The sequence below is a fragment of the Pectinatus sottacetonis genome (assembly GCF_015732155.1).
GTDB classification, from domain to species: domain Bacteria; phylum Bacillota; class Negativicutes; order Selenomonadales; family Selenomonadaceae; genus Pectinatus; species Pectinatus sottacetonis.
In genome coordinates, this window is the sequence record NZ_WIQK01000001.1 from 685,646 (window position 1) to 709,700 (window position 24,055).

24 protein-coding genes and 2 pseudogenes are annotated in these 24,055 nt (G+C 36.8%); all 26 read right to left on the reverse strand.

Annotation, left to right across the window (positions count from 1 at the left end; genetic code table 11):
• Window positions 1-85 precede the first annotated feature (85 nt).
• Complete coding sequence (locus tag I6760_RS03180) at window positions 86-805, reverse strand: SagB/ThcOx family dehydrogenase (protein ID WP_196593054.1); 720 nt, start codon at window positions 803-805, stop codon at window positions 86-88.
• Window positions 806-925: 120 nt separating this feature from the next.
• Window positions 926-2,308, reverse strand: coding sequence for a group II intron reverse transcriptase/maturase (gene ltrA / locus I6760_RS03185; protein WP_231036020.1), 1,383 nt, complete (start codon window positions 2,306-2,308; stop codon window positions 926-928).
• A 469-nt stretch (window positions 2,309-2,777) separates the two neighbouring features.
• A complete protein-coding gene (gene hisIE, locus I6760_RS03190) occupies window positions 2,778-3,488 on the reverse strand; it encodes a bifunctional phosphoribosyl-AMP cyclohydrolase/phosphoribosyl-ATP diphosphatase HisIE (protein ID WP_196593055.1) in 711 nt (236 codons plus the stop codon).
• Window positions 3,485-4,243 carry an imidazole glycerol phosphate synthase subunit HisF gene (gene hisF / locus I6760_RS03195; RefSeq protein ID WP_196593056.1) on the reverse strand — a complete coding sequence of 253 codons (759 nt, stop codon included), beginning with the start codon at window positions 4,241-4,243 and terminating at the stop codon, window positions 3,485-3,487. Before hisF ends, hisIE begins: the two co-directional genes overlap by 4 nt.
• A 2-nt stretch (window positions 4,244-4,245) precedes the next feature.
• The gene (gene hisA / locus I6760_RS03200) at window positions 4,246-4,974 is read right to left on the reverse strand and encodes a 1-(5-phosphoribosyl)-5-[(5-phosphoribosylamino)methylideneamino]imidazole-4-carboxamide isomerase (protein ID WP_196593057.1); all 729 of its coding nucleotides are present in this window, start codon (window positions 4,972-4,974) and stop codon (window positions 4,246-4,248) included.
• Window positions 4,975-5,225: 251 nt separating this feature from the next.
• Window positions 5,226-5,852, reverse strand: coding sequence for an imidazole glycerol phosphate synthase subunit HisH (gene hisH / locus I6760_RS03205; RefSeq protein WP_196593058.1), 627 nt, complete (start codon window positions 5,850-5,852; stop codon window positions 5,226-5,228).
• 2 nt (window positions 5,853-5,854) lie between these two features.
• Window positions 5,855-6,439, reverse strand: a complete 585-nt coding sequence (gene hisB, locus I6760_RS03210; RefSeq protein ID WP_196593059.1) for an imidazoleglycerol-phosphate dehydratase HisB — start codon at window positions 6,437-6,439, stop codon at window positions 5,855-5,857.
• A 4-nt stretch (window positions 6,440-6,443) separates the two neighbouring features.
• The gene (hisC, locus tag I6760_RS03215; protein ID WP_196593060.1) at window positions 6,444-7,511 is read right to left on the reverse strand and encodes a histidinol-phosphate transaminase; all 1,068 of its coding nucleotides are present in this window, start codon (window positions 7,509-7,511) and stop codon (window positions 6,444-6,446) included.
• 69 nt (window positions 7,512-7,580) lie between these two features.
• Window positions 7,581-8,234: an ATP phosphoribosyltransferase gene (gene hisG, locus I6760_RS03220; RefSeq protein WP_196593061.1), complete on the reverse strand. Its 654-nt coding sequence runs from the start codon at window positions 8,232-8,234 to the stop codon at window positions 7,581-7,583.
• Window positions 8,235-8,272: 38 nt separating this feature from the next.
• Window positions 8,273-8,794, reverse strand: a complete 522-nt coding sequence (locus I6760_RS03225; protein ID WP_196593062.1) for an HD domain-containing protein — start codon at window positions 8,792-8,794, stop codon at window positions 8,273-8,275.
• A complete protein-coding gene (hisZ, locus tag I6760_RS03230; RefSeq protein WP_196594745.1) occupies window positions 8,791-9,939 on the reverse strand; it encodes an ATP phosphoribosyltransferase regulatory subunit in 1,149 nt (382 codons plus the stop codon). Before hisZ ends, I6760_RS03225 begins: the two co-directional genes overlap by 4 nt.
• A 42-nt stretch (window positions 9,940-9,981) precedes the next feature.
• A complete protein-coding gene (locus I6760_RS03235; RefSeq protein WP_196593063.1) occupies window positions 9,982-10,308 on the reverse strand; it encodes a YerC/YecD family TrpR-related protein in 327 nt (108 codons plus the stop codon).
• A 157-nt stretch (window positions 10,309-10,465) separates the two neighbouring features.
• Window positions 10,466-11,272 carry an MBL fold metallo-hydrolase gene (locus I6760_RS03240; protein ID WP_196593064.1) on the reverse strand — a complete coding sequence of 269 codons (807 nt, stop codon included), beginning with the start codon at window positions 11,270-11,272 and terminating at the stop codon, window positions 10,466-10,468.
• A gap of 19 nt (window positions 11,273-11,291) precedes the next feature.
• Window positions 11,292-13,022, reverse strand: coding sequence for an adenine deaminase (ade, locus tag I6760_RS03245; RefSeq protein ID WP_196593065.1), 1,731 nt, complete (start codon window positions 13,020-13,022; stop codon window positions 11,292-11,294).
• Window positions 13,023-13,063: 41 nt separating this feature from the next.
• Window positions 13,064-13,471 carry a Holliday junction resolvase RuvX gene (ruvX, locus tag I6760_RS03250; RefSeq protein WP_196594746.1) on the reverse strand — a complete coding sequence of 136 codons (408 nt, stop codon included), beginning with the start codon at window positions 13,469-13,471 and terminating at the stop codon, window positions 13,064-13,066.
• 1 nt (window position 13,472) lies between these two features.
• On the reverse strand, window positions 13,473-14,669 hold the full coding sequence (locus tag I6760_RS03255; protein ID WP_196593066.1) for a DUF3084 domain-containing protein: 1,197 nt from the start codon (window positions 14,667-14,669) through the stop codon (window positions 13,473-13,475).
• 40 nt (window positions 14,670-14,709) lie between these two features.
• Entirely contained in the window at window positions 14,710-15,792 is a 1,083-nt protein-coding gene (locus I6760_RS03260) for an LptF/LptG family permease (protein ID WP_196593067.1), read from the reverse strand.
• A gap of 12 nt (window positions 15,793-15,804) precedes the next feature.
• Window positions 15,805-16,524 carry an LPS export ABC transporter ATP-binding protein gene (gene lptB / locus I6760_RS03265; protein WP_196593068.1) on the reverse strand — a complete coding sequence of 240 codons (720 nt, stop codon included), beginning with the start codon at window positions 16,522-16,524 and terminating at the stop codon, window positions 15,805-15,807.
• Window positions 16,525-16,782: 258 nt separating this feature from the next.
• Complete coding sequence (locus I6760_RS03270; RefSeq protein WP_196593069.1) at window positions 16,783-17,475, reverse strand: LptA/OstA family protein; 693 nt, start codon at window positions 17,473-17,475, stop codon at window positions 16,783-16,785.
• A 6-nt stretch (window positions 17,476-17,481) separates the two neighbouring features.
• Window positions 17,482-18,036: an LPS export ABC transporter periplasmic protein LptC gene (gene lptC / locus I6760_RS03275; protein WP_196593070.1), complete on the reverse strand. Its 555-nt coding sequence runs from the start codon at window positions 18,034-18,036 to the stop codon at window positions 17,482-17,484.
• A gap of 3 nt (window positions 18,037-18,039) precedes the next feature.
• Complete coding sequence (locus tag I6760_RS03280) at window positions 18,040-18,939, reverse strand: lysophospholipid acyltransferase family protein (RefSeq protein WP_231036068.1); 900 nt, start codon at window positions 18,937-18,939, stop codon at window positions 18,040-18,042.
• Between the two features lie 73 nt (window positions 18,940-19,012).
• Window positions 19,013-19,531, reverse strand: a pseudogene (locus I6760_RS03285) (KdsC family phosphatase); the annotation flags it as partial.
• Window positions 19,532-19,644: 113 nt separating this feature from the next.
• Window positions 19,645-20,754 (reverse strand): annotated as a pseudogene (gene tnpB / locus I6760_RS03290) (IS200/IS605 family element RNA-guided endonuclease TnpB).
• Between the two features lie 633 nt (window positions 20,755-21,387).
• Window positions 21,388-22,365, reverse strand: a complete 978-nt coding sequence (locus I6760_RS03295) for a KpsF/GutQ family sugar-phosphate isomerase (RefSeq protein WP_196593072.1) — start codon at window positions 22,363-22,365, stop codon at window positions 21,388-21,390.
• Between the two features lie 123 nt (window positions 22,366-22,488).
• Window positions 22,489-23,313, reverse strand: coding sequence for a 3-deoxy-8-phosphooctulonate synthase (gene kdsA, locus I6760_RS03300; RefSeq protein ID WP_196593073.1), 825 nt, complete (start codon window positions 23,311-23,313; stop codon window positions 22,489-22,491).
• Window positions 23,314-24,045 (reverse strand): 3-deoxy-manno-octulosonate cytidylyltransferase, encoded by a 732-nt coding sequence (gene kdsB, locus I6760_RS03305; protein WP_196593074.1) that lies wholly within the window; start codon window positions 24,043-24,045, stop codon window positions 23,314-23,316.
• Between the last annotated feature and the right edge of the window lie 10 nt (window positions 24,046-24,055).

Below are 24,055 nucleotides of genomic sequence, written 5' to 3' on the forward strand. Positions count from 1 at the left end.
TAGTTTTTTTCTTGCTATTTAAAAATAGTGGGATAAATACCTGTCACATATTTATGAATGAAAATGTTTATGGGTAGCAGCTTTTTTAAACTTTTCCCATAGCGGCCCCATATATAACAAATTGCTTATCATTATCAAAATTTAATAATTCATTAAGTTTTTCATCTTCAAATGCGCCTAAAGGACATACACCTGTATTAATTGTCTGAGCCGCAAGATAAAGATTTTGACATACATGCCCTGCATCAATAAAAGCATATCTATATCCTCTTAACCCAAACTTAAAAGATAATCTTTCGATCACAGTACTCCATATAAATACTACCGCACTATTGTGTACCACTTTATATGTTGAAAAACATTTCATCACTGCCTCAATATCTGCGCTTACAGGAATTAAAGCATGTTCTATTGCTAAAAACCGATATATACCTTTTGCCAGTCCACTTACATTATTCAGCAAAATATATGTTTCTAGCGAATGACTTGCTCCTGCTGAGGGAACTGTCCGCAGCGTCATATTAGGATTAGCTGCCTTTACACCTTGTGTACACCATAATAAATAGGATAGTTCCTCTAAAGTTAGCGGAACATTGCTGTATTGCCGCACAGTAGACCGCAATTCTACCATTTCCAAAAAATTAACATGATGGTCATGCAGCATTCCCGGATCTGGCAGAGGTATAATTTGTTCATTCTTTGCAAGAGGCAATTCTAATGCCGGTTTACTTCCTGATAGAACAGTCGATCCTGATTTCCATGCAGATTCGTGTAAAAACTTCTGAGCAGCTTCAAAATTATTCATAATAATATTCTCTCCTGGATTTTTTTAAATTATTAAATCGAGTAGGAGGTCACTCATTAATTGAATGACCGACCTCTCACACCACCGTACTTACTGTTCAGTATACGGCGGTTCAATAATTTAACGTGAATGAAACATCTCATATTTCTTGGCTATATTCATATAACCAAGCGACTCAAGATATTTATCTGTTAGTGTTTTGCCTAATATTGGACTGTTTGCGATGCGCCAGTACCCCAGTCTTGTATTGGCATACTCCCACGCCTTGCCTTTGTACAATCCTAATCGATTCAGATTTTTAAATCTCGCGGAAATTTTCTTCCACTGTTTCCACAGATACATTCTCAATCTACGCCTAATCCACTGGTTTAAATCTTGTATTCTGCTGCGCATATCGCTTATGGAAAAGTAATTAAGCCAGCCTATTGTATAATTTTTTAATTCAAGCAAGATGCTTTCTATTGACCGGCCGCGACTGCGGCCGGTTATTTCTTTCACCTTTTGCTTGAATTTCCGGATTACATTTTGGTGTGGCCTGATTCCTATTTTCCCTACTACTTTGTGCAGAGAAAATCCTAAAAACTTTTCCCGCAATGGGCTGCCTATTTTACTTTTCTTCCGGTTGACTTTTAGTTTCAGTTTTCCTTCAAGATAGTTTATACAGCTCTCCATTACACGTTTTGCCGCTCTTGGCGTTTTTACATAGATGTTACAGTCATCGGCGTATCTTACAAATTTATGTCCCCTGCTTTCTAGCAGTTTGTCAAATTTTGTAAGATAGATGTTAGACAGTAATGGTGACAGGTTTCCTCCCTGCGGCGTTCCTGCCATTGTCGGGCTTATTATTCCGCCTTCCATTACTCCGCTCTTTAAATATTTTCGGATGAGTGCTATTGCGCGCTCATCCTGTATTTCTTCTCGGAGCATGTTTATGAGCATGTCATGATTTACCGTGTCAAAGTACTGTGCAAGGTCAAGGTCCACTATTTTAGTGTATCCTTCTTTATAATAGGCTTCCGCCTGTTTTATGGCCAGGTGCGCACTCTTTCCCGGTCTGAATCCATAACTGTTGTCTGAGAATGTCTGTTCGAAAATTGGCTGTAGTACCTGCATTATTGCTTGTTGTATTACTCTGTCCAGTACTGTTGGTATGCCAAGCTTTCTTTTCCCTCCGTCTGGCTTAGGTATTTCTACCCGCCGTACCGGCTGTGGTTTATATTTCCCGTTCTTTAGCGATTCAAGGAATTCTTCCTTATGTTCTTTTAACCATCCGTACATTTCGTCAACTTTCATGCCATCTACTCCGGCTGCGCCTTTCTTTCGCTTTACCCTGAGATAGGCTTCATTGAGATTTGCCGGACTTAGGATTATTTCTAACAGGTTCACACGGTTCTTTGTTGCAGTTCCCAGCGATGTCATGCTCTGCGCTCCCTTGCTACTATCTGTTTCCAACATACCCTTACAAGGGCAGTCCATTTTATTGGTTTTCTGCTTTCTTTGCATGACTTCTCCTCCCTCTGCCCAAGAACGCTATTATTGTTCGGTCCTTCCTGGATTTCTTCCAGTACTATGACCTCAGCTGACTTCTCACGATAAATCTTATTTCAACCATGTTTCAATTTTATTTCTGCATGTCCGCGAGACCTCCCCGGGTAAGAACGCAGTCTTTCTCTCCATCCATCTGCCACATTTACAGGATTGGCCTCGAATAGTTTTGGGCTTTGGTTTGTCTAGCAACCTTACCCGGTTACTCCTGCCTTATATGTGATTTCTGTTCGTCAGACCAGAGATTTGCCGCTGGCTTCCTTTAGATTCCACCTCGCGATGGACACCCTTGCCTTAAGCTATGTGCTTGGCACTATTAACCTGCACTCGGGACTTTCACCCGTTAGACTGCGCCCATGCCGGGCACACTAGAAAAAGCCGCTAAAACGCTGTACATGCGCTTTAGCGGAGTATAAAAGATCAGTTATCACTCCTGATGGTCCAAATCATCAGGATCAATAAACTTGTGGTATTCGCCACCGCTCTTCCTTGTCAAAAGTTCATTCAATAATTCATTAGGTGCTATATTATGAAAAGCCAACGTTACCATACAATGATACCACAAATCTCCCATTTCATACAAAATTTCTTTTTTATCATTGTTTTTGGAAGCAATTATGGTTTCTACTGCTTCTTCACCCAATTTTTTCAAAATCTTATCCTGTCCATGACGCAACAGATAATTAGTATAAGATCCCTCCACCGGATGCAGCTTTCTATCCTGAATAACATTATACAAATCATTCAATACACGTGTTAGGCTATTCTCACGCTTCATGTTGTCGTCTTTAACAACAGCCACAGCTTTTTCATCTGCTCCTAAACGACGACCACTGAAACAGGTATATGTTCCTGTATGACAAGCAACACCCGTCTGATGAACTCTTACCAGCAACGTATCTCCATCACAATCATAAAATATTTCCCTAACTTTCTGTTTATTACCTGATGTTTCGCCTTTATTCCATAATTTTTTGCGACTGCGGCTGAAAAACCATGTATAACCAGTTTTTAATGTCTGTTGTAGTGATGCTTCATTCATATAAGCTAGCATCAATACCTGATTATTATCCACTTCTTGAATAATTGCTGGAACTAGCCCGTTATCATCAAATTTTATATTGCTGATATCTATCATAATCTTACCTCCACTCCGCGTGATAGCAAATATTCCTTAACCTGGCGTATTCTAAATCGTCCATAATGAAACACGGAAGCGGCCAATACTGCATCAGCTTTGCCTTCCGTTAATACATCATAAAAATGTGACAACTCTCCTGCTCCTCCAGAAGCTATTACAGGGACTTCCACCATCTCTGAAACTGTTCTTGTCAAAGGAATATCATAACCATTTTTTGTGCCATCACAATCCATACTCGTCAACAAAATCTCTCCCGCACCCAGTTCTACAGCTTTTTTTACCCATTCAATGCAGTCAATTCCCGTAGGTGTACGCCCGCCATTCACATATACTTCCCAGGAATTATCACCATTTTTTTTCGCATCTACAGCCAATACCACACATTGTCTGCCAAATTTCTCAGCGCCTTCAACTATAAGCTGTGGATTTTTCACAGCGGCAGTATTAAGAGAAATCTTATCCGCCCCAGCTTTGAGTATGTTTCTCATATCAATTGTACTTTTTATACCACCACCAACAGTAAAAGGAATAAACACCTGCGAAGCACACCTGGAAGCCACGTCTATCATTGTGTTTCTCGCTTCATTTGAAGCAGTTATATCTAAAAAAACAAGCTCATCTGCAAATTCTTTGTCATATAAACAAGCTAATTCTACCGGATCTCCTGCATCCCGCAGTGAAACAAAATTAGTTCCTTTTACCACCCGGCCTCGCTTTACATCCAAACAGGGAATAATTCTTTTTGTATACATATTCATCCATCCTCAGCAGTTTTTATTGCATCTTTCAAATCAAGTGCCCCTGTATAAATTGCTTTCCCGGCTATTACCCCGACAATTCCTTCCTCTTCATGTTTCTTTAATTCTTTTATTTCTTCTAAAGTAGAAAGACCACCTGAAGCGATCACATCTATACCACTTGCCTTTGCCAAGGCTGCAGTTGCTTTCACATTGATTCCCAATAGAGTACCATCACGAGAAATATCTGTGTAAATAATACATCTAACACCAACATCAGCCATTTTCTTCGCCAGTTCATCCGCATGAATATTGCCTGATATTCCCCAGCCTTCTACGGCCACAACACCATCTCTTGCATCTATTCCCACAACAATCCTATCACCATATATCTTACAAGCTTCACGTACCAATTCAGTATTCTTAACAGCTGCAGATCCTAGGATTACACGCTTTACCCCAATTGATAATATTTTCTCTATATTATCAATTGTGCGAATTCCCCCACCTAATTCAATAGGAATGTTAACAGTATCAACAATTTCCTTTATTACCGGTAAATTTTTTGATACGCCTGCAAGAGCTCCATCTAAATCAACTAAATGTAAATATCTTGCCCCCATAGCCATCCATTTTTTAGCCATTTTTGCTGGATGATCAGAAAAAACTGTTTCCTTAGAAAAGTTTCCCTTGAATAAGCGTACACAATTTCCGCCTCGTATGTCAATCGCCGGTAAAATAAGCATATTCACAACCTCACAATCTATTTATTTTTAATAATATACTATATCATCCCATCTTTTCCTAATTACCAGTTACTGTTTTTCTTCTTCTCGCTTTATAAGTAATAGAATAATGCATTTTTTATTTGATTTAAGCCATTAATGTACAATAATATCTTATCCAAAATTACAACGCAGCAGCCCACTGCTAAACGGTTAAACATCTAAAGATAGGTAAAACAATTACTATATTTAATTATACCATAAACAGACTTTTATTTTAAACCATTACAATGCTTTTTTTCGTCACCAACAAAATTCTGCAGAATTTTCATTCCTATATCACCAGATTTTTCTGGATGAAACTGAGTTGCCTGTATATCTCCCCTGCCAACAGAAGCCGTTACATGTTCCCCATACTCTGTCCATGAAGTTATAAGCGATTTATCCTGCGGTACAGCATGATAGCTGTGTACAAAATAAACATACGGTCTTTCCGGCAGCCCCTGCAGTAATGATTCATCTTCTTTAATAAAAATATTATTCCACCCCATATGCGGTATTTTAAGGCCTGGCGCTTTGATTTTTCTTACTTTTCCTTTAAATATAGCCAAGCCTTTTACTCCAGGACTTTCTTCACTATACTCAAACATGAGCTGTAATCCTAAGCAAATGCCCAAAAAAGGCTTTCTTGCCGCAGCATCCTGTAATACCGCTACCAACCCTGCTTTTGTCAAATTATCCATACAGTCGCCAAAAGCCCCTACTCCCGGCAGCACAACTTTATCTGCCATTTCTATACGTTTTATATCACCTGTAATCTCGGCGTCAGCACCTAAAAAATCAAATGCTTTTTTCACACTAAACAAATTTCCCCGTCCATAATCTACAATGGCTATCATAATTACAATACTCCCTTACTGCTTGGTATCCCATTTACTCTAGGATCCTTTTCTACAGCTTGTCGTAAAGCATGTCCAAAAGCTTTAAAAGCTGCTTCAATTTTATGATGAGAATTTTTTCCATATAATATTTTAATATGAAGTGTCAATCCTGCATGTACTGTAAAAGCTCTAAAAAATTCCTCTGTAAGTTCTGTGGCAAAATCGCCCACCATCGGTACCAATGTTCCAGCATCAAAAACTAAAAATGGCCTATTGCTAATATCAAGCGAAACCATTGCCAGTGTTTCATCCATAGGAAGAAAAAATGTTCCATACCGTTTAATTCCCTTTCTGTCACCTATGGCTCGGGCAAAAGCATCTCCCAACACAATACCAGTATCTTCTACTGAATGATGTCCATCTACCTCTGTATCACCATCACATTTCACCTGTAAGTCAATCAGACTATGCACAGATAAGAGCGTCAACATATGATCAAAAAAACCTATTTTAGTATCAATATCATATTTTCCTGTTCCATCAAGATTCATAACAACAGAAACTGCTGTTTCCGCTGTTTTACGTGTTATACTAAATTTACGCATGCTTTTACTCCCTGCCGCCGTTTTGCACAAAATTTCTTATTATATTCATGCAAATATCATTCTCTTCCCTGAGTCCCGCCGTCATCCGTATGCAGTTATCGAGACGCGGAGCATTCCCAAAATTTCTCACAGCAATTCCCCTACCGTTCAAATATTCATTCAATGCATCAGCCTTATCATATTTAAACAAAACAAAATTTGTTCTTGAAGGATATACCTTCAAACCATCCAGCTTATTCAGTTCATTTTCAATACGGCTGCGCTCAGTCTGCATCATTGCAATACGCGGTTCATATTCAACTTTCATCTGATAAACAATATCCGCTGTTGCAGCTGACATACTATTCACATGATATGGCATAAATACTTTTCCTATAACTTTTGTTATCCTACTGTCAGCTATAAGATACCCTACTCGGGCTCCAGCCAACCCAAATGCCTTGGAAAAAGTCCGTGCTACCATCATATGCGGATATCTAGCGCAGAATTTAACTGCTGATTCACCGTCAAATTCGATATAAGCCTCATCTACCACAAACGCACAATCAATATTTTTAGCAATATATTCAATATCTTCTAACGGGATATGGGTTCCGGTAGGATTATTGGGAGCACATATAATAGCCAGATGAGCCTTATTTTCATTTACGGTATTAACAAATTTTTGAGAATCAAGAGTATAGTCTTCTGCCAAATCAAATGGTATTCCTACAGAATTACTCAATTCAGTATATATTTTATACATAGAAAAAGATGGCTGCGGATAAACTATCCTGTGATTGCGTCCACCAAAGGAGAAAAATAATTTTTCTAAAATTTCACTTGATCCATTAGCAATAGTTATATTATCCTCCATAACGTTATATCCAGAAGCAAGCTGCTCAATAAGTGATTGAACTTCTAATGCCGGGTAGCGATTAAAAGCCAGCCGGGAAATACGTCCCATTACTCGTTCTTCAACCAATGGCGGCAAGTTCATATTACATTCATTAGCATCCAGTTTTATTTTCCAGTCATGTTCATTGACATTATATTCAGGTAATTTTTTTATTCCCGCACGATATTTTAACAATAGTACAACCTCCCCAAATTTAACAGCCTGTTCTTTATATAAATAACACATTAACCCCATATATTTTAGTCATTTGTTTATTACCTGCCGTAGCTCTTCAGTCATTTGATTGATGCGGGAAAATTTCAGTTTAAAGCTGACTCTGTTGGCTATCAGTCTTGCTGTAGCATCAGCTATAAAAGCATATTCTTCTAAATCATTTTCCCGCAAAGTAGTTCCTGTTTCCACTATATCAACAATACTTTCTGATAATCCGACAATAGGACCTAATTCAATTGACCCATGTAATTTTATATATTCCATCTGCATGCCCCTGCTGTTAAAAAAACTAGCTGCAATATGGGGAAATTTGGTTGCCACTCTGGTGTTAGCATAATCAATAAGCCGCAGTCGTTTTAATTTTTTAGGAACAGCCATCATTAAATGGCATTTAGCTATGTTCAGATCCAATAATTCATAAACATCTTTTGCCGATTCCAGCAAAACATCCTTACCAATAATGCCTATATCAGCTGCTCCATATTCTACATACACAGGTACATCGGCTGTTTTAGTGATTATAAATCTTATTTTCTTTTCTTCGTTAACAATAATAAGTTTACGTGACTTATCAGACAGGCCTTCCGCGGTATAGCCGATTTTACTAAATAAATCAACTGCCTTAGTAAAAACTTTTCCCTTCGGCAGAGCAATCGTAAGATATTCCATATTTTCTGCTGACATTTATCCAACACCTTTCCTTATAAGAATATTGCTGCATTTCAATTCAGTTCATCAGCCTTGCGTAGTATAACAAGTTCCTCATTATCATCCGGCAACGGTTCTGCATGATGCTGTCTTACTATAGCAGCAATACTTTTCTGATTGATTTTTTCTAATTTCTGCGCACTCAGTTCCGCATGATTTATACATATGTACAAGTTTCTGCGCCATTTACCGCCAATGCCCCTGGCATTTTTTTCTGCTAAACGCAATGACAGACTTTTGGAAATACTGCATATAATTACTGTAAATACTTTATCCCAAAGATTTGTATACCTATCTCTTCCTATATCATGTAATAATGCTGCTTTTATGAGTAGTTCGTTATTAATATCCACTCTTTGTTCTGCCATTTTTTCTGCTGTTACAGCCACATTGACTGCATGACATTTATCATATGCATTCATATCGTTAAATAATTTTAATTCCTTATCAGATAAATGTGCCTTTATAAACAATTCATCACAATATGATAAGTCTGCTGTAACTGCCCGGTAAAACTGCACTATTCTTTTCATCATGCTAAGTAAACCAGATTCATATATCCTTTTGTCTGGCAGTAAAGCTCTGCTTCTGCAAAACTTTGCTTTTTATCAGCAAGTTCTGTTACTTCCCCCGCCATTCTCAATGTTACAGCTTTTTCTATTGCCTCTTTATAATGGCCTGCTGCGTAAGCCACATAATTATCTTTTCCATTTACTAATTGCTCACTTTTCCCTTGTTTTTTGAGAGCTAGCATTAACCGTTCCAGACCTAACGCAAATCCAGTTGCCGGACATTTATTACCAAAATTAGCCAAAAGATTATCATATCGACCACCACCGCACAACGGACAACCCAATCCAGGTACATATATTTCAAAAACCATGCCTGTGTAATAGGTAAAATCGCGGATAACACCCAAATCGAATACAACATATTTTTCTACTCCATAACTTTTAAGTAATTCATAAACAGTTTTCAAATTAGCTATGGCTTTTTTACTTTGTTCATTATTAGAAAAAATTTTTGCTTTTGCCAAAACTTCTTCCTTGCCATGAAGCATTGGCAACATTTTTAATATATTTTTATCTTCCGCTGATAAATTTGTTTTATCAGCTATTTTTTCCAATTTAACCAAATCATGTCTTTCTAAAGCAGACCGCAAAGTTTTTTGTTCCTCATCTGATAATTGCCATTGCTGCATAAGACCATTTATAAAAGCCACCTGTCCCATACAAACTTGAAAGTCATTCAGACCTGCTTTTAGCATACTCTCTATGGACAAAGCAATTATTTCTGCATCTGCTGATGGATCATTATTACCCATCAATTCCACTCCAGCCTGATAAAACTCACACTGTCTGCCAGTCTGGGCTTGCTCATATCGATATACTTTACAAATATATGACAGTTTTAACGGCAGGTTTTCATCCTGCATTCTGCTGGAAACAAGCCTGGCTATAGAAGTTGTCATTTCATTACGCAGCGCCAATGTACGATTATTTTTATCAAAAAACTTAAACATATGTTTATCTATAGTATCCTTGTTATCTATAGTAAGTGTATCCATATATTCAACAGTTGGTGTAATAACTTCATCATATCCCCAAACCTTAAATAATTCTGCTAATACATTTTCCACATTTCTCTTTATCGCAGCATCATGTGGTAAAAAATCACGCATTCCATATGGTATTTCTAATAAAAATTCTTTATCACGACACACTTATTTCTTCTCTCCATTTCTTAATGCAGTATTATGTTTCACTCCCAACCGGTCTAATACGATATTATACCCATCAGCACCATAATTTAAACATCGTTTTACACGGCTTATCGTGGCTGTACTTGCTCCGGTTCTCTCAACTATTTCCTCATATATATATCCCTGTCTAAGCATAGATGCGACTTCCAGCCGCTGCGCCATTGCTTTTATTTCACTTACAGTGCAGATATCTTCAAAAAACTGATAACATTCTTCTATGCTCTTCAAGCTTAAAACTGATTCACATAAATGGTCATTCAATTCATCTTTCAATTTTGGATTACTCATATGATCCTCCTGGTTAATCTAAATATTATATTTTCTCTCGTTAAGTCTTTATCGTGTAAAAGTCTATATTATAGTTATACACTAAAACAACAAAATAATCAATATTTGTCATTAAACAAAATAAAACCCACATCCAAAAATTATGCGGGTTTTATTTTCATAATATTATTCTTTCCAAATCATCCGGCACATATACAATTCCAGAAAAATATTGCTTTGCTTCAGCAGTGTATCTTTCCTTGCGCTGAGGATAAGTTTTATCCTCAGTATGATAAAGGAGTACATGGACAGCATTTAATTTTTGCGCTGTTTCACATGCTTCCTTGACAGTACTATGGTGTTTTCCATACGGATTAAATTTATCTCTATCTGAATATAAACAATAAGCCTCCAATAGTAAAAGATCACTATTATTAACTATATCACAACATTTCGTATTATATGGTTCATCTCCCAGACATGATAGCTTATAGCCATCCGGGAAAATTAGCCTAAAACCAAACTGTGCTTTCTTAGTAGAAAAAATATTAAAAAAAGTTACTTCCGCTGCAAAAATCATTTTTACTTCCCGATCTTTTACCGGCATAAGCATAATACTTTTACCTATCTGCGCTAGATCCTTATCTTTTAAAGTCAGCTCTGCTATTGTCCTTATTATATTTATCACCTCAACAGAACCATATATATTTAAAATACCTGCATATTTATCCTGTTCCGCCAGAGAAGCAATTTTTCTTATAATCCATATTACACCTAAGATATGGTCTGTATGTCCATGAGTTACAAACATATGATGAAGCATATTATATTTTAATCCAACTGTTTCCAGCTGTTTTAAAATAGTATTTCCTCCGCCAGCATCTACTAAAAAAAATTCTTTTTCATTCAATCGAACCGCAAAACAGGTATTATAATATTTCGTGACCATAGCATTACCTGTTCCTAGCATAATAACTTCCCGCATAATAAATCGACCTCATATTCTAAGCTTCTACAGAAGTAAAAGCGAATTTTGTAACATCAAATAAACCCATATCAGTTATCTTTAATTTTGGAATTACCGGCAGTGCCATAAAACATAATGTCATAATTGGATCTATATTTCTATTGATTCCAAGTTTTTCATACGCAACCTTATGAATTATCGTCAGCTTATCATTGACCCACCTGCCATCCTTATCACTCATAATCCCCGCAATAGGCATTGGCATTGCTGCTATAGTTTTAGCAGCACAGGACAGGACAATCCCCCCCTGATGTTTTATTAATTCATTAACTGCATAGTATATATCTTTATCATTGGTTCCCACAGCTATAATATTATGCGAATCATGCGCTATTGAAACAGCAACAGCCCCCTTTTTTATCCCATAATTTCTTAACAACCCTGTTGCCACATTTCCTGTATATTTATGTCTTTCAATAACAGCTATTTTGACTATATCATTATCCGGAGAATATACAAACTCACTGTTTTCATTCAATTGTACTATTGCTGTTCCCTGCCCTGTAACTACACCATCCGGCATAATATCAATTGTTTTTACTTTGTTAGATGTAAGTTTCAAAGATAATTTTTCCTGCGAAAAATCCTTCACATGGCATGTGCCTGTGACCTTATTAATAGGATATTTCTTTATTTGCGGCAAATATTGTCCTCGTGATGCCGTTAAAATTCCATCAATATAAACATCTGATACATTAAAATTCTCCAAATCATCAACTACGACAAGATCTGCTTTTTTCCCGGGAGCTATCCCCCCCCTATCTGTCAGTCCAAAACATTCAGCAGCATTAATTGTCGCCATTCTTATCGCCGTAAAAGGATCTAATCCCGCCCGCACACATATTCTCAAATGATCTTCAAGATGCCCCTTGGAAAAAATTGTTTTTGGTTGTCTATCATCTGAACATAATAAACAGCGGCGCTCATTAGCTGCAGTTACTCCTTTGACAAGTTTTATCAAATCATGACAGGCTGACCCATTACGCAAAAGTATATACATACCGCGTTCAAGTTTCGCGTTCATTTCTTCAACAGTAGTACACTCATGGTCATCGCTTATTCCCGCAGCAATATACGTATTCAAATCATTTCCTGCTAATCCGGGTCCATGTCCATCAATAATTTTACCATTTTCCTTCGCTGTCAAAATCTTTGCCAAAACTTCCTCATCTGCTGCTATTACTCCGGGAAAATTCATAAATTCTCCCAATCCCAGTATCTTATCCGAAGCCATCATATCACGCATAACATCAGCCGTAATATTTGCCCCTGCATGTTCAAAAGGCGTTGCTGGAACACATGATGGCATCATATATTTTATATCCAATCGTGTATTAGCCGCAGCTTTAATCATATATGCCAGGCCATTCATCCCGCATACATTAACAATTTCATGAGGATCAGCAATAATAGTCGACGTTCCATGTGGTACTAGAAGAGCACCAATTTCTTCCGGGCTTACACAGGAAGATTCTATATGAATATGGCTGTCTATAAGACCAGGTATAACAAATCCTCCATTCATATTTTTTTCTTCACTGCCCGTATATTTTCCAATACCGGCTATAGAAGCTCCCGCTACCGCAATATCTCCTTTTATCAGTTTAGCATTATAAACATCGACTATCTGGCAGTTTTTTAGCACTAGATCTGCTTTTCTGCGGCCTTTTGCCGTATCAATCAATTTTCTCAAATATTCCTTTTCCATTTATTACTCCCTCCTATTATAAAATAATTATACTGAATTTTTTAAGCTCTATTATCCAAAAATTTTTCACCAATTATAATTGCTGCCAAATCATCAACTGGCACCGGCGGTACAAGCATTCCCCGTGGAATAATCTTTCTTAACCCTTTTGGCGGATTTTTCTGCCAATATCTTTTTTTAGCAGCATCAGTCGTCCTGTATTCATCAACTATATGTATATTTATTTCTGGCAAACATTGCTTTATTACTGCCTGCATTTTTTTACTGGTAGTACCACTACCTATAACTATATTTTTTATCTGATATTTTTCTCGCAACTTGGCAACAGCGATAGTAATCTGCCTTGTAAGTATTGTCTTATGAAAAATTGCTGTCTTATCTAAAGATAAGACAGCAATTCCACTTTTATCACGTCCAGGATCTATAGCCATTATATATGTTTCATCCATATTACTCATTTTCTTGCAGTTCCTCTACTTTTAATGTTAAGTGCAACGGGCCTAATATATCGGTATTTCCCCGGGAATATGCCGTAATGATGATCTTACCATTCACCCGTGATAAAACATCGGTAACATTATATAATTGTTCCATATTTATCACACCTATAGATCCACGCAATGGATCCGGTAAAATGCCATTAGCCGAAGCTATTTTATTAATATCATGTAAAAAAACCAGTAATACCTGCTGTGCTCGTTCTTTCGTTCCATTTAAAATAAATTCACCATTCGTAATAACTTCTCCATCATAATAAACTATTTTATCAGGATATAATTCTATATTTGTGCGTACAGGTTCACCTTTTACCAGATTTGCTGCTGCAATAAGACGAATGACCATTTCTGTCTTAGCCGAGCATATTTTATCTATAGCATCCTCATACTCACTGGGATAAATCCAAATTCCTGTTTTACCATTAACTGATTCTCCTGATTTTATTGCTACTTTAGTATTGGCAATAGTAATCAATTTTGACAAGCTGCTTTGAGCAGCTGCCCTGTCAGTTGTAGAGGAAACAATTCCGCCAAAAATAAGTTCTCCCGCCTGATATATAATCTTCTTATTGCTCAAATCTCCATTTCTTTTAAGGAGATCATCATTTTGTTTTTGCAGTTGGTCATTATTATTCTTAAGATCATCATTATTATTTTGCAATGCTTCATTTGTATTATCAAGAAATACATTCTGCTCTTCGAGTTTATCATTATCAGCCAACAGTTGCAATTGATGCTTCTGCATTTTTTTTGTTTCTCTCTGCGCTGCACTAAGTGCATCATTAGTTTTTGTCAATTCCATATGCATTTTAGTCTGCTGTATTTTCGCCTTTTTTAAATCAGCATCTGCTACTTTCAAACCATTTTGCGCCGTATTTAAGTTATTTTGTGTTATTTGTATTTTCTCTTGAAGTTTTTCCATACCAAAAAGAGCTGTTCGTACATTTTTTGAGGTGACAGCTAAAATCCCCAGTGTCATTGTCGTAATAGCAATACCAGTAATTATTGTCACTATTATCGATGTATGCCTTGGCCGCAGACCAAACAAAGACATTCGCTTTTTTCCTACTTTACTTCCCAGACGATCGCCAATAAAAGCTATCATACCGCCTACTATTACTAATATTACTATCAACACAATGCCATACATATCAGCTGCCCCCCTTTTCCTACAAATTATGAATTATGCACTATCTGGCCGCTTTTCTTATAAGATATATACCAATAACAGCTCCTATTATATTAGGCAGCCATACTGCATAAGCTGGTGGTATACCCACTCTGCCTATCACACTTGCAATTGTCATTAACGCATAATAAATAAAAATTATAATAATACTGAGACCAAAACCTATTGATGAACTGTTACGATTTGGCTGCATTCCCAATGGTGCCCCTATAAGAGTAAATATTAAGCTGGCCATTGGTACAGTTATTCTCTGATATAGTTCTATTTCCAAATCAGTTGTATCAACATACTGGCTCTTCATTATTTTTATCTGCTGTTCCAGTTCCTTCATTGTCATTTCTTCTGGTTTTTTTTGTTCACGTATTATACTGTCAGGACCTTCCCTTATAGGAAGTTTTTGCGTCCCAAAATGCATTGTATGTGACATTTCCCCATCAGATATGGAATAAATAATCCCATTATGCAATATCCATTCATTACCTGAATAATCAGCGTAATCCGCATTTTCCACCCGCACTAATTTCCCATTCTCAAAATCCTGCATGGCAATCCTTTCCATGCGGTTTTTCTTAGCATCATAACGGCGTGCATAAATCAGTCTTTGGATATTGCCATCCTTTATTTCCTTGAGTATTATATGTTCCTGTGATTGCGGTTTGGCATTATTCTTAATTTCATAATTTATAACATCAGCATAAGCCTGATTAGCCCAAGGAACTACATATTCATTAAAAGCAATGGCAAAAAGGCTAACGATAAATCCCATTATGATAATCGGTCTCATAAGACGATAAAAACTTACGCCACATGATTTCATTGCTGTTATTTCACTTGAACCTGATAATTTCCCAAATACGAGTAATGAAGACAACAGCATCGACATTGGAAAGGTCCAAAGCATTATCGCCGGCATGCTGTATATAAATAATTTGACTACAGAAGAGAAAGACGCACCATACTGTGTAACATACTGAGCAATACGAAACAATGTACCCGAGCCGATAAAAACAGCAGAAAAAGCAAATATACCAAATAAAAATGCTAATAATACTTCTTTTAATATATATCGGTCTAAAATTCGCATGTACAATTGCTCCTATAAAGTAAAATTATCTCCAAGGTAAAATTTCTTTGCTATTTCACTATTAGCAATAGTTGCACTATCTCCAGATACAAGTATTTTACCCTCATTCATTATATAAGCGCGATTTACTATTTGTAAAGTTTCACGCACATTATGGTCTGTTATCAATATACCCATTCCCCTTTTGCAAAGATAACCGATTATATTTTGAATATCAGCTACTGCTAAAGGATCTATACCAGCGAACGGTTCGTCAAGCAGAATAAATTTGGGTTCTAATGCCAGACAGCGGGCAATTTCAGCACGCCTTCTTTCTCCTCCTGAAAGCTGCATTCCTTTACGCTGGCTAACATGTTCCAAACCAAACTCTTCCATTAGTTCATCTTTTTTTCTCAATTGATCTTTTTTCGATAAACTCGTTGTTTCTAATATTGCTAATATGTTTTCCTCAACAGTCAATTTGCGAAATATTGATGATTCCTGCGCTAGATAACTAACTCCCAGCTCAGCCCGTTTATGCATAGGCAGTCTTGTAATATTCAAATCTGATAAAAAAATCTGACCTTTTGTCGGTCGTTCAATTCCTATTATCATATAAAATGTTGTAGTCTTACCTGCCCCATTAGGTCCCAGCAGTCCAACAATTTCACCTTTTTTTACACTAAGTGATACATTATTAACCACATTTCTGCCCTTATAATTTTTTATAAGATTTTTAGCATCTATATTCAAGACTATACCTCCAAAGCAGTTTTGCCTATCCTGCCATAATAGCCCGCTAGACAAAGATTGCCGCACAAACAACATTAAAAATCATAAAATGCAGCCTCCCCCGTTGTGCATTTCTCCACCCTCTGACATCGGATATGGGAAATAGTGTACTGCATATTTATGAAGAAAAATGGTTATGTGCGACAGAACTTTATAATTTCCCGAACTTTTATAATGGGAATTTCAAATGAATAAGCATTAACAACTACATTGTATTTTCTATTTTATTGCCGCATTTCCATTATCATCTAAATACAAGGTAAGCTTATCACCTTTTATAGTATTATTATCCTGCATAGCTACTGCATTACCATTTAACACAATTTTTCCCGACGCATCACTATAATAATCTGCATTATCACTATATGCTTCAATATTACGTGTCTGACTGACTATATGTACATTTCCCGCCGCAATAAAATGATTACTATCCATATAAGCTTCTAATGTATTCCCAGTGATAGTACCATCTTTTGATATGATTTTACCTCCGCTAGGCATTATCGCATAATCTGTTTTAGAATTATACTCCAGTTTTGAACCAATAAGTGTCTTGTCCAATTGATGTGCTCTCACATTTCCCGACGCGACTATATTGTCTGCTCCTTGCGTAAAAACTTCATTTGCTGTCATATGCATATTACCCTTATCGGCAACAACATTACCAGTAACACTACCTTGCTGTGTTTTTGTATTATATACGGCATTTGTTCCACTTATTCTTGCTCCATTTTGCATCATTACCACGTTTCCCATAGCGTTTATAACGCCTGTCTGCATATTATATTCTATTGTATCTGCATTTACTTCAGTTGCTTTATTCTCTGCCGCAAAAACTGTCCCGACACATATTATAAAAGTATATACTACAGTTATAACAGCTATTTTAAATTTATTGGTCATTTTTTTCATCTCATTCTATCTCCTTATTATATGCGCATGACCGGTCAACTTAAACTGAGAAAAAGCTTTACTGCTCTCAAATTTATCTCCAGCAGCCTGTATATCAGCTCTGACTATTCTTACATTTCCCTCACCTGTAAACAGCTGTTCTTTATTATTCCATGTCATTTTTTGCGCATCAAAGCTTAAACCATCACTATTTTCTGCATGTACTCCCTGATCCAAAATAATATTTTTTTCTTTTGCATCATAAAGCCCATGCGGTGCTGTCACTGTTAAAATCTTTCCCGGCTCACCATAATATTTCCCTTCTATTTTTTTCATTTCCGCTTCTTGTGTATCAGTGTTCATATTTATGCTCTCAGCCTTTATTTCCCATATTTTTTTACCATCTTTTTCTTCCACAATAGTATTGGACTTATAATCCATACTTCGTTCATTATTTACATTCTGAGCCGATTTTTTAGTCGGTACTGGTTTTGTTACAACAGCCCATACACAGACAGCAACGACAAATATGATAAGCGCATATATTAATATTAATTTTTTATTTTTTGTTAATTTATTCATACTTTATCGTCTTCCCGATACATGATGTTTTATTTTTTGTTCATTTGGTTTAGTATTCCACCGTTTCTGGAACCATAGCCATTGCGTAGGGTTTTCTCTAATTACCTTCTCCACAAAAGCAGTCATTTCCCGTGTAAAGGTAAGTAAATCATCATCTATATTTCCCGAGTCCTTGTAACGCATAACATTACCGACTATTAAACGATGTTTGCCATCGTTACGCCGCACTATGAACATAGGTATTACTGGTGATGAAAATTTATGAGCAAATACAGCTGGTCCTAATGGAGTAGATGCTGTCCGTCCTAAAAACTTAATAAACGCACCGCCCGGACCAGCATCCTGATCTGCCAGAAAACCTAAAATTTTTCCTTTTTTTAAAGCTCTAGCCGCTGCTAAAAGCTCACTTGTTCCTCTGGCAAAAACTTCTACTCCTACCATTTCCCTGTATTCATTCAATATACGTGTATGCTGTGAATTAGGCTGTGGCTTAACTATAGTCGTCGTTGGCATTCCATTAAAGGCCAGTGAAGCTGCCAGCCATTCCCAATTTCCCACATGCCCCGTAAGAAGTACTACTCCATGTCCTTCTGCTAATGCATTCTTTACCTTCTCGAGTCCTTCCGGTGCGACAAAATCATTTATATTAGCTTTATTTAAACGCGGTGTATAAAGTATTTCCAGAAAAGATTGTCCCATATTTATAAAAGATTTTTTCACCAGTTCAGCAGCTTCTGATTCACTATTATCCAATGACGCACGCATTTGTTTTATAGCCCTATTACGTTCCTTTGCTATACAACGAAAATATAATATTCCTAAAACTTTACCTATATATAATAATGCTTTATGCGGCAGCATGCACACACAAAAACTTAATATTTTTAATATACGATACTGCAACAGTACTTCCCCTTTCCAAACGCTTACCATCACAATAACAAAAATAATTTTAAAAATCAATCTAATAATATAATTATTGAGCTTTATTATCAAATAATCTGGCAGAATCTGCTTTTTCTAAATAATCTTTTACTATCTTCTGCCATTTGCCCTGCGCTTTTAAAATAAACTCTATTATCTGACGTACCGCTCCATAACCGCCTTTAAAATCACTTACCATATCTGAATTTTGTTTTACTTCTTCAACGGCATCAGCAACAGCAGCAGCAAATCCGACCCTTACCATGATAGGTAAATCCACTAGATCATCACCGATATAGGCAATTTCATCATTTTTCAGGGAAAACTGTTCCTTTAATGCTTCAAAAGCATCCATCTTGAATAACTGCCCTTGATAAATAGCATTAAATTTTAACTCTCTGCCACGTGTTTCTACTATTTCAGATTTTCTTCCGGTTATTATTGCCAATTTTATACCATTTTGTCTGGCCAAACTTATCCCTAAACCATCTCTGACAAAAAATGTTTTGAGCAGTTCACCTTTATTACCATAATACAACTTGCCATCACTTAATACACCGTCAACCTGAACCTCCCACGACTAAAGTCGCGGGGTTCCTGCTTCACGGATAGTTGCGCCAAAAGCACGTCTTACATTATCTCCACAGGCTATCCCCGTAGTTCCTACGGTTCTTATATATGTTATTACGCTGTTATGTTTAATATTCTTAGTCCTTCATTGCGAATGTTTATGGCGGCATTTATATCTCTGTCATGCTGGGCTTTACAGTTAGGACATTCCCATTTCCTTATAGTAAGGTCTTTTATTTCTTTGTTCTGGTAACCACAATTATGGCACAGCTGGCTTGATGGATAGAATTTGTCTATTTGTACTATTTCTTTGCTATACCACTGAGCTTTATATTTTATCTGGCGGATAAATTCTGACCAGCTGGCATCTATAATACTTCGGGCAAGTTTGTGGTTTTTCAGCATGTTATTTATTTGTAAGTCTTCTAAGCAGATAACATCGTAGTTTTCTATAAGTTTATGAGATAGTTTATGCAGCATATCTTTTCGCTGATTTGCAATACGTGCCTGTAATCTGGCTACTTTGATTCTTGCTTTGTTTCTGTTTATACTTCCCCTTGTTTTTCGGGACAAGCTTTTTTGCAGTTTGGCAAGTTTTCGTAGTGACTGCTTGAGGTATTTGTGATGGGGATGTTTATCGCCATCGGAGGTGATTGCAAATTCTTTTAGGCCAAGGTCGATACCGACATAGTTGTCAGTACGATTAAAAACAGGTTTTTCTATTTCTGTACAGCATAGGGATACAAAGTATTTACCATCAGGGGTTTGTGATATTACTGCGTTTAAGATTCTGCCCTGCGGTACTTGCTTATCTCTTATTTTTACTTTACCTAGTTTGGGAAGTTTTATTTTTGTTCCCAGAAATTCAATGTTGCTATTGGTAAAGTTTGTCTTGTAGGATTTATGCCTGTTTTTTTTGGTCTTGAATTTAGGAAAGCCAACTTTTTTGTGTTTAAAGAAGTTCTGGTAAGCTGTATCGAGGTCTTTTAACGCGTTTTGTAAGGAACATTTATCTGGTTCTTTTAACCAGGTGTTTTCTTTTTTCAACTGCGTTAAATTACTGGAACATTTGGTATAGGTAAGTGTGGTTTTATCATTATTGTATGCTTTGATTCGCATGTCGAGATAGTGATTAAAAACATATCTTACGCAGCCAAATGTTTTTTGCAGCAGTAGTTATTGTGTTTTGTTGGGGTATATCCTAAATTTGAAGGCTTTTTCCATGATTGCTCACTTTTCTTTTTATCTTTACAAGATTATTGCCTGATTATTTTAAACTTAACATGCAGGCTTTAGAAAAGCAAGTTCTTTGCAGTAACATATATAAGAGTCGTAAGTTCTTTTTTAGTCGTATGGGGGAGGTGTCGTTCACACTGGCTCGCTGCTTCCTATGCGGTTCTCTTATGAACTCCTTTATGTTTCCATAAAGCACAGACTATATCTTGTCCTTCGGCATTATCCGTTAAGGTCTGCCCACTTCCAGCCGCTTGGCTGTACTTCCCTCAAGAGGAATAGTCGTTGGGGATTCTCCTGTTCGGAGCTTTCCTGCTGATTGTCCATTTTCTTAGTGTTTAGGGTTTAACCTTGCACCATACAGCATATTTTTTTTACTTTCGTCGCCGTCACGTTTGAGCTTGTTTCATCTTAGCGTTGTGGCTATGCTGTCTTTAGGAGTTTCCAGCATTTCAGGCAGTATTGGATTGGTCTTTGCCAATCTCTATATGCATATTTCTATACATACTGACTAGTTTGGTCGCCTAACTCACGACTAATGTCACGAGTGTGCGGCTCCCATTTAATCAAAAATAATCAAGCGAACTTTTGCTGCTTTTAAATTCGCTCCTTCATTCAATTCCATTATACTACACCTTGACGCAGCAGATCGGTAAGATGGACAATCCCTACAGGATTATTTTCTGTATCAATAACCGGCAGTACCGTAATTGGCCGTGGTTTATGTTTTTCCATAATACTCAAAGCCTGTGCTGCCATCTTATTTTGTGCAATAGTAATTGGTGATTTTGTCATAAGACGTTCTACCGGTTCGTTTAAAAATTCTATGCCCTGAGATAAACCTCGTCTTATATCTCCATCTGTTATAAGCCCGATAAATTTATTATTTTCATCCACAACCGAAGTAGCCCCCAGCCCTTTATCTGTCATTAAGAACAAAGCTTCCTTCGCCGTTTTATCTTTTCCTATAACCGGATTATCTTCACCACTATGCATAACATTTTCTACCGTCAGCAGTAATCTTCGTCCTAAAGCACCACCTGGGTGAAATACGGCAAAATCCTTTGCAGTAAAATTTCGTGCTGATAAAAGAGCCATCGCAATAGCATCTCCCATAGCGAGAGTAGCTGTGGTACTTGCTGTCGGTGCTAATCCCAGTGGGCAAGCTTCTTTTTCTATACTTACATCAACATAATATTCCGCATTACGACCTAATGAAGAATCACGTTTTCCACATAAAGCTATTATTGATGCTCCAATTCTTTTTATTATTGGCAATATATTTATTACTTCAGCAGATTCACCACTATGGGACAATGCCATGACGATGTCTTCAGCTGTTACCATTCCCAAATCTCCATGGAACGCTTCTCCCGGATGCATAAAAAAAGCTGGTGTTCCTGTACTAGCCAATGTTGCTGCTATCTTACGTCCGATATGGCCCGATTTTCCCATTCCGGTCAATATAATACGGCCCTTGCATGCTAAAATAGCTCTTACTACTGTTTCAAACTCTTGATCTATATGTTGTGTTAATGCCTTTACAGCATTTGCTTCTATCATAAGTGTCTCTACTGCTTTTTCCTTTATTGTTCCCTGCATAACAAAATTCTCCTCATAAACCAAAGTATTTCTATAAGAAAATCTAAGTAAATTATCATCCATATTATCTTATTTTGCATCATGAATATTTTCTTAAATTGTCTATACTAACTACCAATAGTATCAAAAATGTTTTTTTACTATATTATGAATTGCCAAGGCATCTTCTAATATTACTGATAAATCATCCAGTCGAACCATGTTTGGCCCATCTGATAAAGCTTCTTCTGGTTTATCATGTACTTCCATAAATAAACCATCAATGCCTGCTCCTACAGCAGCTCTCGTTAAATATTCTACATATTCACGATTTCCGGTTGAACATGTACCGCCTCCACCAGGCAACTGTACGCTGTGTGTTGCATCAAAAATAACAGGATAACCAAAAGATCGCATTATTGGAAACGCACGCATATCCACTACTAGATTATTATAACCAAAAGAAGCGCCTCTTTCTGTTAGCATTATTTTATGGCTGCCAGCACTTTCTATTTTTTCCACAACATTCTTCATATCCTTAGGTGCCATAAACTGACCTTTTTTTACATTTACTATTTTACCACTTTTTGCAGCAGTATATAATAAATCTGTCTGACGACATAAAAATGCTGGGATTTGAATTATATCAAGCACCTGTGCAGCTGGCTCTACCTGTTCTTCTGTGTGTACATCACTTATCACTGGTACCTTTAATTCTTTTTTTATTCTTTTTATTATAGCCAATCCCTCTTTCAATCCCGGGCCGCGAAAACCTTTATACGAAGAACGATTAGCCTTATCAAATGAAGCTTTAAAAATATATGGTATACCTAATTTTTGTGCTATTTCTTTTGCTCTCTTACCAATATAAAGACTTCTTTCATAACCTTCAAGTACACATGGTCCGGCAATAAGTATCAGTGGATTTCCTGAACCTACTTCAAAATTACCTATCTTAATATTATTCATTCATAATCTCCTTTTCTGGTAATATTCATTTACTTTTAATAAATCTTCCAGTGTATCTACACCAATAAAACGTTTTGGCGAAGTTATAACCTTTATTTTATAACCATTTTCAATTGCCCGTAATTGTTCAAGTGATTCCGTCTTTTCCAAGGGCGTAGGTTGCATTTGAGCATACTTAAATAAAAAATCTCTTCTATACGCATATATTCCAATGTGCTTATAGACCTTAACACCTGTATCATTACGAGGATAAGGTATTAAAGAACGGGAAAAATATATTGCATAATCATTTTTATCCGTAATAACTTTTACATTGCCTGGTTTCGTTTTTTCTTCTTCCAGCATTGGTGTTTTTACCGTTGCCATATCAAGTGCATCATTTTCCAAAAACAGTTTCCCTAATTCATCTATGAGGGCTGGATCTATAAGCGGTTCATCTCCCTGGATATTGACTATAACATCAGCATCCGGATAATGCATTGCTGCTTCTGCCAGACGATCCGTCCCTGTAAGATGATCAGCCCGTGTCATAACTGCCTTACCGCCTGCATTTATTACTGCATCATAAACCCGTTTATCATCTACAGCCACGATAAACTGTTCCGGTACCATCGCTTTTACAGCCTGCTCATATACCCTGACAATAAGCGGTTTACCTGCCACATCTGCTAAAGGCTTACCCGGCAACCGTGTTGACGCATATCTTGCCGGTATTATACAAATAATCTTCATTAATCCTGCC